The 14,269-nt window shown below is 66.8% G+C and carries 14 protein-coding genes; 2 read left to right on the top strand and 12 right to left on the bottom strand.

What is annotated here, in order from left to right:
* On the top strand, nt 1-1,503 hold the full coding sequence (locus tag CLU88_RS12085) for a PepSY domain-containing protein (RefSeq protein WP_099656812.1): 1,503 nt from the start codon (nt 1-3) through the stop codon (nt 1,501-1,503).
* A gap of 1,016 nt (nt 1,504-2,519) precedes the next feature.
* Here CLU88_RS12085 and CLU88_RS12075 read toward each other — a convergent pair.
* The 12 genes from CLU88_RS12075 to CLU88_RS12020 form a co-directional block, all read right to left on the bottom strand.
* On the bottom strand, nt 2,520-3,191 hold the full coding sequence (locus CLU88_RS12075) for a histidine phosphatase family protein (RefSeq protein ID WP_099656810.1): 672 nt from the start codon (nt 3,189-3,191) through the stop codon (nt 2,520-2,522).
* 67 nt (nt 3,192-3,258) lie between these two features.
* On the bottom strand, nt 3,259-4,440 hold the full coding sequence (locus CLU88_RS12070; RefSeq protein ID WP_143225993.1) for a hypothetical protein: 1,182 nt from the start codon (nt 4,438-4,440) through the stop codon (nt 3,259-3,261).
* Nucleotides 4,355-5,383, bottom strand: coding sequence for a threonine dehydratase (locus CLU88_RS12065; RefSeq protein WP_099656808.1), 1,029 nt, complete (start codon nt 5,381-5,383; stop codon nt 4,355-4,357). Before CLU88_RS12065 ends, CLU88_RS12070 begins: the two co-directional genes overlap by 86 nt.
* Nucleotides 5,380-6,021: a LysE family translocator gene (locus CLU88_RS12060; RefSeq protein WP_099656807.1), complete on the bottom strand. Its 642-nt coding sequence runs from the start codon at nt 6,019-6,021 to the stop codon at nt 5,380-5,382. The genes CLU88_RS12065 and CLU88_RS12060 overlap by 4 nt, the downstream gene beginning before the upstream one ends.
* A gap of 2 nt (nt 6,022-6,023) precedes the next feature.
* Complete coding sequence (locus tag CLU88_RS12055; protein ID WP_099656806.1) at nt 6,024-6,737, bottom strand: VOC family protein; 714 nt, start codon at nt 6,735-6,737, stop codon at nt 6,024-6,026.
* A complete protein-coding gene (locus CLU88_RS12050) occupies nt 6,734-7,636 on the bottom strand; it encodes a PhzF family phenazine biosynthesis protein (RefSeq protein WP_099656805.1) in 903 nt (300 codons plus the stop codon). Before CLU88_RS12050 ends, CLU88_RS12055 begins: the two co-directional genes overlap by 4 nt.
* 133 nt (nt 7,637-7,769) lie before the next feature.
* Nucleotides 7,770-8,639 (bottom strand): PhzF family phenazine biosynthesis protein, encoded by an 870-nt coding sequence (locus CLU88_RS12045; protein ID WP_099656804.1) that lies wholly within the window; start codon nt 8,637-8,639, stop codon nt 7,770-7,772.
* Between the two features lie 21 nt (nt 8,640-8,660).
* Nucleotides 8,661-9,287 carry a glutathione S-transferase family protein gene (locus CLU88_RS12040; protein ID WP_099656803.1) on the bottom strand — a complete coding sequence of 209 codons (627 nt, stop codon included), beginning with the start codon at nt 9,285-9,287 and terminating at the stop codon, nt 8,661-8,663.
* 6 nt (nt 9,288-9,293) lie between these two features.
* Nucleotides 9,294-10,499, bottom strand: a complete 1,206-nt coding sequence (locus CLU88_RS12035) for a PLP-dependent aminotransferase family protein (RefSeq protein WP_199173443.1) — start codon at nt 10,497-10,499, stop codon at nt 9,294-9,296.
* A 91-nt stretch (nt 10,500-10,590) separates the two neighbouring features.
* Nucleotides 10,591-10,920 (bottom strand): DHCW motif cupin fold protein, encoded by a 330-nt coding sequence (locus CLU88_RS12030; RefSeq protein WP_099656802.1) that lies wholly within the window; start codon nt 10,918-10,920, stop codon nt 10,591-10,593.
* Nucleotides 10,917-11,867, bottom strand: a complete 951-nt coding sequence (locus tag CLU88_RS12025; RefSeq protein WP_099656801.1) for a DMT family transporter — start codon at nt 11,865-11,867, stop codon at nt 10,917-10,919. Before CLU88_RS12025 ends, CLU88_RS12030 begins: the two co-directional genes overlap by 4 nt.
* Nucleotides 11,864-12,478: a LysE family translocator gene (locus tag CLU88_RS12020; protein ID WP_099656800.1), complete on the bottom strand. Its 615-nt coding sequence runs from the start codon at nt 12,476-12,478 to the stop codon at nt 11,864-11,866. The genes CLU88_RS12025 and CLU88_RS12020 overlap by 4 nt, the downstream gene beginning before the upstream one ends.
* Nucleotides 12,479-12,628: 150 nt before the next feature.
* Here CLU88_RS12020 and CLU88_RS12015 point away from each other — a divergent pair, with 150 nt between their 5' ends.
* Nucleotides 12,629-14,131: a PLP-dependent aminotransferase family protein gene (locus tag CLU88_RS12015; protein ID WP_099656799.1), complete on the top strand. Its 1,503-nt coding sequence runs from the start codon at nt 12,629-12,631 to the stop codon at nt 14,129-14,131.
* Nucleotides 14,132-14,269 lie beyond the last annotated feature (138 nt).

The following is a 14,269-nucleotide window of genomic DNA, read 5'->3' as shown; positions in this document are numbered from 1 at the left end:
ATGGCGCGCGCTCTCACTTCTGAGGCCGATGGGCAGGCAGGGCCGGGCCATGCGCTGACCCACAGCAGCCTGTACCGCGCCGTGTGGCGCTGGCACTTCTATGCCGGGCTGCTGGTGCTGCCCCTGCTGATTTGGCTGGCGGTGACGGGCGCGCTCTACATCTACCACGACGCCATCGACCAGCGCGTGCATGCCGACTTGCTGACGGTGCCCGTGCCCGCAGCGCCTGCGGTCGAGCCAGCATCGCACAGCGCGGTGCTGGCCGCTGCCTTGGCAGCCCAGCCGGGGGCGTGGTTCAAGTACACGCCCGCCGCCGCACCGGGCCAATCTGCCGAGGTGGGCGTGCGCACGGTGGATGGGGCCAAGGTGGCCGTGTACCTGAACCCCGCCAACGCCCAGGTGCTGGGCACCCTGAGCGATCGGGGCACGCTGGGCTGGACGATCCGCAAGCTGCACAGCCTCAAATACTTTGGCCCCGTGCAGCGCGGTTTCATCGAGATGGCGGCGGGCTGGGCTGTTCTGCTGGTGCTCACCGGCCTGTACCTGTGGTGGCCGCGTGGGCCAGGCAAAGCGGGGCGGGGCGGTGTGGTCAGCGTGCGCGGCACCCCGCGCCAGCGTGTGTACTGGCGCGATCTGCATGCGGTGACCGGGCTGGTGGTGGGCGTGGGCTTGCTGTTCCTGGCCATCACTGGCATGCCCTGGTCCGTACTGTGGGGTGCCCAGGCCAACGCATGGGCCAACGGCCACAACTTTGGTTACCCCGCTGGCGTGCGGGTGCAGTTGCCCATGTCCGGTCAGCCCCTGGCCGATGCGGCGCACCTGCCGTGGACGCTGCAGCACACGCAGCAGCCGGGCGGTGCAGGCCATGAAGACCACCAATCACATCAAGCCCATACCCAAACCAATGCCGAGGCAGAAGACAACCCACACGCCCTGCATGGCGAGGGGGCGGCTGCGCAACCTGCACCCGCAACTGCTGGCCCTGTACGCGCTGCGCTGGACATTGACTCTGTGATGGACCGGGTGCAGCGCCTGCAACTGGCCCCCGGCTACACCGTCAACCCGCCCCAGGGCGCGCAGGGCGTGTTCACCGCCTCCGTCTACCCGCACGACCTGGCCCGCCAGCGCGTGGTGCACCTGGACCAGTTCACCGGCCAGCCGCTGCTCGACATGTCGTACGCCGACTACGGCCCGCTGGGGCGTTGGCTGGAGTGGGGCATCAACATCCACCTGGGGCAGGAGTGGGGCGTGGCCAACCAGCTGCTGCTGGTGGCGGTGTGCGCGGGCATTGTGCTGCTGTGCGTGTCGGGCGCGGTGATGTGGTTCAAGCGCCGGCCTGCGGGTGGTGTGGGGGTGCCGCCGTTGCCTGTGCAGCGTCGCGCTCTTGTGGGTGTGGTGGTTGTGCTGGCGGTGGGCGGGGTGGTGTTTCCGCTGGTGGGGGTGTCGATGGTGGTTTTGGCGGCGGTGGATGCTTGCGTGGTGAGGTGGGGGCGTAGGGTTTGAGGTGTTTTGGGGCCCTAGCGCTTTATTGGTAAGCGCTAGCAGCTATGAAATTTGTAGTTATGCCCTGAGCCTTTCCTGTCCGTTCGGGCTGAGCTTGTCGAAGCCAGGGCTCGTTGGTTGGTTTGGACGCATGCCTTTGCTGAGGGCGGGTGCCGGGATGTGCGCCCGGCGGCGCACCTTCTTTTGGCGCAACCCGCTGCGCGGGTTGTCTTGCGCCGCCAAGGTGCGCTGCGCGCACGGGGCTCTCGTGTTGAAACACTCCAGCCCCAAAAGAAGGCAAAAGAAGGCGACCCCAAGTCTGCGACCCCTTCGCGGAGCGAAGGGGCAAACCTGCGTCTGGGCAGTTGCGGGGTGCGCTGCGGAACTCACTGCGCGCCGTGGGCGCTTCGTTCGGACAGCCGCAGCGAGTCAGTTCACGAAGCATGGGCGCTGCGACGCCCATGCCACCCCGCAACCGCCCCGCCGCAGGCGCAGCCACAGGGGGTGGACAGCCGAACACCAAAACAGCCACACGGGTCGTTGCTGCGCTCGACCCCACCTCTCGGGCGCAAGCGCCACGAGCTGCGCAGGCAGGGCCGAGCGAAGCAATGGCCCGAATGGATGTTGGCTGTCCCGCCCCTTTGTATGCGCCGAGGAGCGCAGCGGCCAGCGGATCAGGGCTCGCGACTGTCTGAGCGCAGCGAGTTTGAGCGAGGCCCCGCTGGACGCGAGCACCGCAGGTTGCCCCAGCGCGCAGCGCTGGGGACGCAGACAGTGGGGTCGCCCTTTCTTTGGTGACTTTCTTTCGGCGACGCGAAAGAAAGTTACTGCGCCGCCGGGCGCACTCCCCGGCTCCCGCCCCAGGCACAGGCATGCCGCAAGATCAACACACAAGCCCCGGCTTCGACAGGCTCAGCCCGAACGGGCGGGGGGGCGAACTGGGCAGATGCCCCGCGACACCCCGTTCAATCACTATCAATTTAATAGCTGCTTGCGCTTATTTGAAAAGCCATAGAGGTCTAAAAGACTCAAAAAAATCAAGCATGCGTCACCCACCCCGCATGCTCCACCTCATTCAAATGCGGCAAGGTATTGAACGTCTGCAGCATCAACCGCTTGGGCGAAATCGAGAACTCTGTCACCGCGCTGTTGCGGATGCGCATGTTCAGTGCGATCGTCACCTCAGGCGCGGTGCCCAGCACCTCGCCCACCGCCGTGGAGATGGGGCCGCCGCTGCTCACCAGCAGCACGTTCTGGCCCGCATGGTGGTGGCGCACATGGTCGAGCGCGGCGCGCACGCCGCCTGCAAATTCGTCCCAGGTGGGCATGCCCTGGGGGCTGATGACGCCCGCCATCCACTGCGCCAGCGCGTCGCACAGGATGCGAAAGTGCGCGCGGTAGCGCTCGGGTGTGTCGGCTGGGCCCAGGGGTTGCGGGTGGATGGAACTGATGAGTGCGTGGCTGTCGTACTCATTGAGGCCGGGCAGCTGCAGCACCTCGGGCTGGATCTGCAAGCCCTCGGCAATGCCCTCCAGCGTTTGCGTGTGGCGGCGCAGTGTGCCGGTGATGACGGCATCAAACCCCTGCCCGCGCGATCGCCAATGCTCGCCCAGGCGCACCGCCTGTTGGCGGCCCAGGGGGCTGAGCTGGTCATAGTCTGCAGCGCCAAACGAGGCCTGGCCATGGCGCACGAGGTAGAGGGTTCCCATGTCCCAATTGTGCGGACGTGTGGGGGCGTGCGCTTGTCGCAGGTGCGACGCGCAGCAGGCAATAGTGCTACTGCGGGAGACTGTTGACGACTTGCAGACCGTAGCCGTTGAAGATGTACAACTGATTTTTTGGGCCCACAGCTATCGCGCCTACCGGATGCAAAGGTCCCAGCGGCAGCACGTTGCCTGCATAGCCGCTTCCGACGATGGGTGTGGCGACTCCAGTGCCGCTTATACGTTCCACGCGGGGGCTGTATTGCGAAGCTCCGTACACATGTCCTGAAGCGCTGATAGCCAAGGTGCCAGAGTACCCAAAGGGGTTCGCGAGCGTTTTACCAGTCTCGACCTGCACTAGACCATTCGTGGTTCTCGTGTAGGTGTTTCCCGAGGTATCTGCCGCGATCGTAAGCGGCGCATCGGGCACCGTGGTGACCACGCCTTGAGGTGAAATTCGCCGTGCGACACGGTCTGAGACGTGCAGTGTCCCGCTTCGATCAACGAAGATGGCGCTCGCTTGGACAAAGCGGGCTTGGGTCCCCGTGCCGTCGACATGTTGGCCAGCAGAGCCTCCCACTACGCCCGCAAAGATAGACACGGTGCCATCTTTCGCGACTTTCCACACGCCCGCTCCTTGGCCTGCGGGAAAAACCGGATACCCGGGGGTGGCGAACACAGCGCCGGTGTGACCGTCGCTGACGAAGACATTCCCGTTGAGATCGGCAGCGATACCAGTAGGACGAGCAAAGGACTTCAGAGGCTGGTTGTCCGCGGGTACATCGCCCCGTGCAAGCGTACGAACTACTCCTTCTGGTGTGATTGCGCGCAGCAGCGGCACATCCAACCGAGGGCAGGATGGGTTCAAGCTGCTGCTGTTGCGCTCGATGACGTAGATCGTTCCGTCGGGCCCCACCGTCATTGCGTAAACATCGGTGAACCTGGCTTCGCTGCCGTTGCCATCCTTCGTGCCACACGCCGCAGAGTCTCTGGCCAGAGACCCAGCTACCAGTTGCAATACCGGGGTTGGTGGTTCTGGTTCGGCCACTGGCAAAGCGTTGCTACCGCCACCACAGGCACTTATCAACGCTGCGAGCATCAGCACAGCGCTGAAAGCAGTGGTGCGGGAGGTTGGAGTAGCCGTCATCTTGAGGAGCCTTTCAATGGGTTCAGTGATGCGGGTTGTCTCGCCCAACTGGATCGTGCGGCCCGCCATTGCCAGATAGGATAGACGCAAACATTGGGGCGTCCACATTCCCTCCGCTCAGTGCCAGTCCAACCACCTGGCCCCTCAGCAAATCTTTGTCCTGCAGTGCAGCCGCCAGCGCGGCAGCGCCCGCCCCTTCAGCTACGTTGTGCGTATCAGTGAACAGTGCGCGCATGGCGGCGGCCACTTCGGCGTCGCTCACCTGCACGATGCGGTCGATGTGCGGGGCCAGCACGGCCAGGGCCTCGGGGTCGGCCACGCGGCAGGCCATGCCGTCGGCGAGCTGGGTGGTCACCGGCGCCTCGACCACGTGGCCTGCGGCCAGCGAGTCGGCGTAGGTGGTGGCGTGGCTGCTGACCACGCCGACCACGCGCACGGGGTGCTGCAGGGCCAGCTTGGCGGCGATGGCCGAGCATGCGCCTGAGCCCTGGCCGATGGGCACGTAGACCACATCGAGCTGCGGCACGGCGCGCAAAAATTCCCACCAGTAGGTGCTTACGCCACGCAGCAGGTCGGGGTGGAAGCTGGGCACCATGTGGGCGCTGCGCTGGGCTGCGATCTGTATGGCGTGCTCGCGCGCTTCCTGAAAGTCGTCGCCGTGTTCGATGAGTGTGACGCCCAGCGCGCGCATGGCGGCGTTCTTCTCCACCGAGTTGCCACGCGGCACGACGATGGTGCAAGCCACGCCGTGGCGGCGCGCGGCCCAGCCCATGCTCTGGCCGTGGTTGCCGCGCGTGGCGCTGATGACTTCAGAGGGCAGCGTGCCGCGCTGGGCGAGCTGGTCAAAGTAGGTCAGGCCGCCCCGGATCTTGAAGGCGCCCACGGGCGTGTGGTTCTCGTGCTTGAGCCAGCAGTCGGTGCCCAGGCGCTGGCTGAGCAGGCCCCAGCGGTACTGGGGCGTAGCGGCGAAGTCGCGGTACACGACCTGGGCGGCGGCTTCGATGTCGGCCAGGGTGGGCAGGAGGGATGCGATGTCGAGGCGGGCGTTCATGCGGTGGCTTTCTTTTCAGTCAACAGTTTGAGGGCGAGCAGACCGAGGACGGTGCCCATGAAGTAGCGCTGGGCGCGCATCCATGCGGCGTTGCGGTTGAGGAACAGGGCCACGCGGGCGGCGCCCAGCACCAGCAAGGCGTTCACGGCGGCGCTGGTGCTGATCTGCACCGCGCCGAGCGTGAGGCTTTGCAGCAGCAGCTGGCCGCGCTCGGGGTGCAGGAATTGTGGGAAGAACGACAGGTAGAACATCGCGACCTTGGGGTTGAGCAGATTGGTCATGAACCCCATGAGGAACAGCGTGCGCGGGCTGTCGTGCGGCAGGTTGCGCGCTTCAAACGGTGCGGCGCCGCCCGGTTTGATGGCCTGCCAGGCCATCCACAGCAGGTAGGCGGCACCGGCGTAGCGGATGGCGTCAAACGCCAGCGGCACGGCGGCCAGCAGCGCGGTGAGGCCCAGCGCCGCCGCCAGCAGGTGCACGACAAAACCCAGCACCACCCCGGTCAGCGAAATGAGCCCGGCACGCGGCCCCTGGGTGAGGCTGCGCGAGACGCAGTACACCATGTTGGGGCCGGGCGTGAGCACCAGCACGAGGGCGGCGAGCGCGAAAAGCAGCAGTTCTTGCGGCGAAAACAGCATGGTCAGGTCTCCGGGGTGAAGGATGTGATGGCCACAGGCCCGCGCGGGGTGGCGAGCTGCGCAGTGAGGCGCGGTGCATCGCCGGGGGTGATGGCGACGCCGGTTCCTATCCCGATGGCTGCGCACGCCGCTTGCAATGTGGCCGCCTGCGGGTGCTGCAGCGTGAGCTGCTGCAACTGCACACCGCTGGCAGGCAGGCTGTCGCAAGGGTGCACGGCGCCCCATTGGATGAGGGTGGGCAGGCAGCCGTCCATCAAGCGCAGGCCGTCATCGCGCACGGTGATCTGCCACTGCAGCAGGCCGTTCGGCGTGGGGCGGCTGGCGGTGAGGATGGGGCCACGGTCCATGTCCAGCGCCTCCAGGGCGGCGCACCGCTCGGCCACGTCGGGCACGCTGGCCACCCAGTGGATGGGCTGCGGGCCGTGGCGCGCCACCTGCTCCTGCAGCGTGGGATCATCCATATCAAACCAGCGTCTAGCGCCCGCTGGTCGAGCGCTGGTAGCTCCTGGATTGATAGCAATGACCTCCAGGTAGGCGCGTGGGTGCGCGGGGCTGCTGATGTTGACGATGCGGTTGTGCGTGCCCATCAGCGGGTGCTCGCCACCCGCCGTGGGCGTGATGCCCAGCGTGCGATCGCACCAGGCTACGCCGCTGGCCAGGTCGGCAGCCAGCACGACCAAATGGTCTACGCAAGGGGCCAAGGGGTTCGCTGTCATAGCAGCACCTCGCCCGACACGCAGGTCACGCTGCTGCCGCCCACCCAGATGGTGTCGCCGTCTTGCTCCACATACACGCGCCCGGCGCGGCCCAGGCAGGTGCCCTGGCTGGCCACGTACTGCGCGGGGGCGAGGCCTGCGCCGATCAGCCACTGCGCCAGTGCGGCGTTCAGGCTGCCGGTCACGGGGTCTTCGGCCAGGCCGTTGTTGCCGGGGAAGAAGGCGCGCACTTCAAAGGCGATGCCCTCGGCGTCGGTGCTGCCTACCACGCCGACCTTGCCACGCGGCGCGGAGGCGCCGCTTCCTGCTGTAGGTCCCACCACGCCCACGTCCAACTGGCCCAGCACGCTGGCGTCGGGCTTCAGTGCCAGCACCTGCTCGCTGCTGCGCAGCATCACGCCGCGCCAGTTCGGGCCGTTGTCGCACCAGGCGTGGTGCAGGATGTCGCTGCGCGCCACGCCCAGGCCGCGTGCGATCAGCACCACATCCTCTTCCGCCAGGGGGCCGCTCTTGATCAAGGGGGGCGCGGCAAAGGCCAGTTGCTCGCCTTGCTGGCGCAGCGTGACCAGGCCCACGCCGCATTCCTGCACCACCTTGCCTGCCGCCTGGGGCTGGCCGCCCGCCTTCAGCCAAGCATGGCAGGTGCCCAGCGTGGGGTGGCCGGCAAACGGCAGCTCGCGCCCAGGGCAGAAGATACGCACGCGGTAGTCGGCGCCAGCGGCGCGGCCTTCGGGGGTGGGGGGCAGCACGAAGGTAGCTTCAGAGAGGTTGGTCCAGTTCGTGAACGCCTGCATGGCCTCGGTGGACAGGCCCGTGCCGTCCAGCACCACGGCCAGCGGGTTGCCACGGTAGGCGGTGGCGGTGAACACATCGACTTGTTGGAAGGGGCGGTGGTGCATGGGCTCTCCTGGTTGCGGTGAAACGTGAAACTGGAAACGTCAAAAAAAGGGGGCGGTGTGCGCACGCCGGGGGCTGGCCTGGGGCCATGCCTGCGCACCGCAGCGGGTCAGAAAATGGGTTGTCGGGGGCCGCTCACATCAGCACCGTGCCTTCGATACAGGTCACCGCGTGGCCGCCCACCCACACTTGGGCGTGGCTGTCTTGCGCGATGCGGATGCGTGCGGCGCGGCCCAGGCTTTCACCCTGGGACGCGAGGTAATGGGTGGGGGCCAGGCCCTCAGCAATCAGCCACTGGGCCAGGCTGGCGTTGAGGCTGCCGGTGGCAGGGTCCTCGTTGTTGCCCATGGGGGCGGCAAAGGCGCGCACCACGGCGCAGGGGCGATCGGGGTCGTCGCCCGCATCGGGGGTGACGTGGATCACGCCCACGTCCTGGCCTAGGTCCTTGAGGCGGGCGTGGTCCGGGCGCAGGCTGCGCACGGTGGCGGCGCTGTCCAGCAGCAGGCCCAGCCACACGGGGCCGTTGTCCAGCATCTGGCTGGCGCGGATCTGCGAGGGCTTGAGGCCCAGCGCACTCGCAATCAGGGGCACCAGCGCGGGGCTGGCGGGGCCGCGCACCAAGGGCGGTGCAGCAAAGGCCATGCTGCCGTCGTCCTGCAATCGGATGCGCACCAGCCCGGCGCCGCACTCTTGCACCACCAGCCCTTCTTCACGCGGGGTGTTGCCCGCCTGCAGCCAGGCGTGGCAGCTGCCCAGTGTGGGGTGGCCTGCAAATGGCAGCTCGTAGCCGGGGGTGAAGATGCGCACGCGGTAGTCCGCCCCTGCGGCGCGCGCGGCCTCGGTGGGGGGCAGCAAAAACGTGGTCTCCGACAGGTTCGTCCAGGCAGCAAAGCGCTGCATGGCGGTGTCCGTCAGGTGGCTGGCATCGATCACCACGGCCAGGGCATTGCCGTCGCCAGGGCGGTTGCTGAACACGTCAATTTGCTTGAATGGGCGCGGGTACATGGCCGGTGGCCTTCCCTTCGGTCAGGCCAGGGGTTGGTCCAGCACCCCCCGCGCGCCAGCACGGGTGCTGACGGTGCGGTACCAGCGCTCCAGCGCCGGGCGTGCGGGCCGCTCTTGCGGCAGGCCCCACCAGCGGTGCAGCTCGCAGCCCACGGGGATGTCGGCCATGGTGAAGCGCTCACCCGCCATGAACGGGTGGGTGGACAGGTGCTGCTCCAGCATGTCCAGCAGAGGCTCGGTGGCGGCCACCGAGGCGGCAATCAACGCACTGTTGCGCTGCGCCACGGGTGTGCGTATCCACTGGATGAAGGCATCGCGCCCGGCGGGGTTGAGGGTGGTCTGCTGCCAGTCCATCCACTGCTCGGCCACAAAGCGGGCGGGCAACTCCTCGGGGTAGAACTTGCCGGGCGCATGCCGGGCGCACAGGTAGCGCACGATGGCGTTCGACTCCCACAGCACCAAGCCGGTGTCGTCGTCTTCCATCAGCGGCACCAGGCCGTTGGGGTTGCGTTGCAGATAGTCGGCCTCGCGCACCAGGCCAAACTGTCCGCCCGCGTCGGTGCGCTGCAGGGGCAGGCCCAGCTCTTGCGCAGCCCACACCACTTTGCGCACATTGATGGACGACAGGCGCCCCCACAGTCTCAGCATGTTGGATCAGCCCTTGCGCTCGCGGATCGCGGCGGCGAGTGCAGCGATGCCGGTGGCAATTTGCTCTGCCGTGGACGTGACAAACGACAGGCGCAGCGTGCGCTGGTCGGCGTTGTCGGCATAGAAGGCCGCACCGGGCACAAAGGCCACGTTGCGCTCTACCGCCTTGGGCAACAGCTCGATGGCGCTCATGCCTTCTGGCAGGCGCACCCACAGGAACATGCCGCCGTCGGGGCGGTTCCAGTGCACGTCCAGGCCCTGCATCTCCTTCGTCAGCGCAGCCAGCATGGCTTCGCACTGCTGCTTGTACAGCGCGCGGATGGTGGGCACATGGCGGTCCAGGAAGTTGCCCTTCATCACCTCGGCCACCAGGCGCTGGTTGTAGCCGGGCGTGTGCAGGTCGGCCGCCTGCTTGGCTTGCAGCAGCTTGGGGTACACCGCCTTGGGTGCCACCACAAAGCCCAGGCGCAGGCCAGGGGCCAGCACCTTGGAGAACGAGCCCATGTAGATGCAGCCCTCGGGGTTGCGGGCCGTGAGCGGTGCGGGTGGTGGGTTGTCAAACCACAGGTCGCCGTAGGGGTTGTCTTCCACCAGCGGCAGGTTCAGCTCGGCGGCTGCCTTGACCAGCGCAGCGCGGCGCGCATCGCTCATGGTGCGGCCGGTGGGGTTCTGGAAGTTGGGCAGCACGTACAGGAATCGTGCCTTGTCGGCACCCGTGCCCACCTTGGCTTTCAGGTCGTCGATGAGCACGCCTTCATCATCGCTGGCCACGGACACCACGGCGGGCTCCATGGGGGTGAAGGCTTGCAGCGCGCCCAGGTACGTGGGGGTTTCGACCAGCACGCGGCTGTTTTCGTCGATCAGCACCTTGGCGATCAGGTCCAGCGCCTGCTGCGAGCCGGTGGTGATCAGCACCTGGTCGGCATCCACATCCCAGGGCAGGAAGTCGGCGATGGCTTGGCGCAGCGGGGCAAAGCCTTCGCTGGCGGCGTATTGCAGGGCGGCCGGGCCGTCGTTGGCCAGCACGGCGGCCGAGGCTTCGGCAAAGGCCGATACCGGGAAGGTCTTGGGCGAGGGCAGGCCACCGGCCAGGCTGATGATGCCGGGCTTTTCCGTGACCTTCAGGATTTCGCGGATGACCGAGGGGTTCATGCGCTCGGCACGGCGTGCCAGGGTCCAGGTGCTGGTCTGTGGAAGGTCGTTCAGTTTCACTCTCGTTCTCCTAGGGGTGTGCGCAGGTGTCCACCCAACATTGCAAAGTCATCAGAAAAAATCAAAAACCCGTGCAAAACGGCGCCGGGGTTCAGTCCACCACAAACAGGGTAGCCCCCTGTGGTGCGGTGGACCGGTGTGGTTCCGCATTGTCCGCCACCTGGTAACTCATACCGGGCTTGAGGGTGAACTGGCGGCCATCTTGCAGTTCGGTGTGCAGCTCGCCGCTCAGGCACAGCAGCACATGGCCTTTGGTGCACCAGTGGTCAGAGACGTAGCCCGGCGTGTACTCGACCATGCGCACGCGCACGTCGCCAAACTGCTGCGTGCGCCAGAAGGCTTGGCCCGCCTGTGCGCTTTTTTCTTCGCGGGGCAGGGCGGCCCAGTCGGTGGTGGCAAAGGGGATGTGGTTGAGCTTCATGCGGGCTTTGTGGCAGTGGTTTTGGCGGTGGTGGCTGGAGCAGGGTGGGAGGCGATGGGCATCTTCTTGCCCACGTACACCGTGGCGATCACGGCCAGGGCAAACACCAGTGTGGTGGCGTCCAGCCGCTCACCGGCCAGGGGCACGGCAAACAGCAGGCTCAAAAACGGCTGGATCAGCTGGATCTGGCTCACCCGCACGGCACCCAGCGCCAGGGCTCGGTACCAGGCAAAAAAGCCGATCCACATCGAAAACAGCGAGACATAGACAAAGCCCATCCAGCTGGTGGCCCGGATCTCGGTGGCATGGCTGGGCGCAAACCAGGCCGCCACCGGCAGCGTGAGCGGCAGGCTGCACACCAGCACCCAGCAAATCACCTGCTCGGCCCCCAGGCGGGGTGTGAGGCGCGCCCCGCCGATGTAGCCCAGTGCGCCCGTGGTCATGGCAATCAAGAGGTAGATGTTGGCCGCGCCTAGATAGATGCCGCCCGCGCGCCACACCATGAAGCCCAGCACCAGGCCGCTGCCCACCACGGCGCAGGCCCAAAAACCTTTGGAGGGCCGCTGGCGAAACCACAGCGCGCCCAACACGGCGGTAGACAGCGGCAGCAGCGCCGTGACCACGGCCCCGTGCGTGCTGGGCACATGCCGCAGCGCCAGCGCCAGAAACAGCGGAAACCCCACGATGACCCCAAACGCCGTGACCGCCAGCAGCGGCCATTCGGCCCGCACGGGCCACTTCAGCCGCCCCTGCGCGCGCTGCCACAGCAGGTAGCCGATGGACAGCACGCCCGCCACCGCGGCCCGGCCAAAGGTGACGAACCAGGGCGAGAGCTGGGGCAGCTCGGCACTGCCCACGGCCAGCCGCGTCATGGGCAGCGTGGCGGCAAACAGCGTGATGCCCACTATGCCCCACAGCAGGGCTTCTTTTTCTTGGGCGGCGTTCATAGGGTGAGCATCCAGGTGGCGGTGAGCACCAGCACCAGGGCCAGCGTGCGGTTGAACCACAGCAGGCGTGTGCCCTGCGCCAGCCACTGCCGCAGCAGCGATCCCACCAGCGCATACACAAAGTTGCTGGTGAAGGCGAACACCATCATCACCGCGCAGATGATGGCCAGCCGCTCGCCCGGGTTGGTGGCAGGCTGCCCGGCCGCGTTGACCACCCAGCCTGCCGACAGGGTGAGCGCAAGCATCCAGGCCTTGATATTCACAAACTGCAGCCCCACGCCTTGCCAGAAGGTGACCTGCAGGCGCGAAGCATCCACGGTGCTCATCTGCCCGGCGCGGGCCAGCTTGGCCGCCAGCCACAGCATGTATGCCACCCCCAGCAAGGTCACGGCCCAGCGCAGTGCGGGCACCCCGGTGATCAGGGCGCCCAGGCCCAGTCCGCTGGCCAGCATCAGCAGCGTCCAGCCCGTGGGCACGGCCAGGCAAAAGCGCAAGGCACGGGCCAAGCCCAGGTTGGCGGCCAGTGCGGTCGACAAGGTGGTGTTGGGCCCCGGAGAAAAGCTCATGGCGGTGCAAAACAGCAGCAGGGCGGTGAGTTCGGCGGCGCTCATGGGGTGGGGCAGGGAAGGTCTTGTTGTCGGGAACGGACATTCAATGTAATCTTACGAACCAATACACAATCAGTACAGACAGTCAGCGCACTTTTCAATCTGTATTGCCTGGTAGAACAGTACACAAACCCCTGCGTTCGGGATAACCCTATGCTGATGAAGTCGTCCACCCAGTCGCTCACCGAGCAGCTCTCTGCCCGGTTTGCCGAGCGCATCCGCAACCGGCTGCTCGCCCCCGGCGCGCGCTTGCCCTCGGTGCGCCAGTGCGCGCAGCAAAACGGGGTCAGCCCCTCCACCGTGGTGTCTGCGTACGACCAATTGCTGGCGCAAGGGCTGGTCGAAGCGCGCAAGAACCGCGGCTTTTTTGTGCGCGAGAACGGCCGCGCCACCGATGCCATGCGGGACGCAGCCGATGCCGACGGCGTGGATGCGGCGGCGGTGGACCCGGCGCTGGAAAGCTCTGCCGCCAACTGGAGCACCGCCCACTGGTTTGCCGCCCGGGCCGCCGGGCGTGCGGCGCCAGGGGTGTCGCCGGTGAACGCCACTGCCCTCATCCGTGGCATGTTCCACAAGATCAGCGACAAGCCGCAGCCCGGCATGGGCGTGTTCCCGCCCGCGTGGCTGGAGTCCACCTTCATGCCCGCCGCCGTGCGCAAGGTCACCCATTCGCGCAGCCTGCAAGACTTCTCACTGCAATACGGTGAGCCACTGGGTGATGCGGGTCTGCGCCGCCTGCTGGCCAAAAAGCTCTCCACCCTCAACGTGCACACGGTGCCCGAGCACATCATCACCACGGTGGGGGCCACGCACGCGCTCGACATCGTCAGCCGCACGCTGCTGCGCCCGGGCGATCCGGTCATGGTGGAAGAGCCCGGCTGGGCGGTGGAGTTTGCGCGGCTGGCTGCCTTGGGCATGCACATCCTGCCTGTGCCGCGCCGCGCCGATGGGCCCGATCTGGAGGTGATGGCCCGCTACTGCGAAGTGCACAAACCCAAGCTGTACGTGAGCGTGAGCGTGTTCCACAACCCCACGGGGTATTGCCTGTCGCCTGGCAGCGCCCACCGTGTGTTGCAGCTGGCCAACCAGCACAATTTCCATGTGGTCGAAGACGACACCTACAGCCACATTGCCCCCGAGCACGCCACGCGCCTCACTGCGCTCGATGGCCTGCAGCGCACCATCTACGTCAGCGGCTTCGCCAAAATCCTCGCGCCCAACTGGCGCATCGGCTTCCTGGCTGCGCCGCCAGGGCTGATCGAGCCCTTGCTCGACACCAAGCTGCTGGCCACCCTCACCACCCCCGCGCTGCTAGAAAAAGCCCTGGCCCTGTGCATCGAGCAAGGCCAGCTGCGCCGCCATTCAGAGCGCATCCGCACCCGGCTTGACGCTGCCCGCTCGCGCAGCGTCAAGCTGGCCCTGCAGGCGGGCTGCACCTTCGCAGCAGAGCCCGTGGGTCTGTTCGGCTGGGTGGACACCGGCGTGGACACCGACGCCTTGGCCCAGCGCATGCTGGACGAAGGCTACCTGCTCGCCCCCGGTGCCCTGTTCCACGCCGAGCGCAAACCCAGCACCCTCATGCGCATCAACTTCGCCACCACGCAGGAGGCCGCTTTTTGGCAGACCTATCAGCACGTGGTGGCGGCTATGAAATAGTTGCGATGGGTCGTCGGTGATGAACGGGAGAGGAGGCGTAGGTCAGCGCCCATCCATCGCCCCTGGGCCCATACCCCAGCCACAAAAAAAGCCCCGCAGGTGCGGGGCTTTGACAGAGCGTTCAAGTCGGAATGGGGA

This window comes from Acidovorax sp. 56, from assembly GCF_002749705.1.
Lineage (GTDB): Bacteria > Pseudomonadota > Gammaproteobacteria > Burkholderiales > Burkholderiaceae_C > Acidovorax.
The sequence above is the reverse complement of the archived record's forward strand: the minus strand, read 5'-3'. Positions and strand labels throughout refer to the sequence as shown.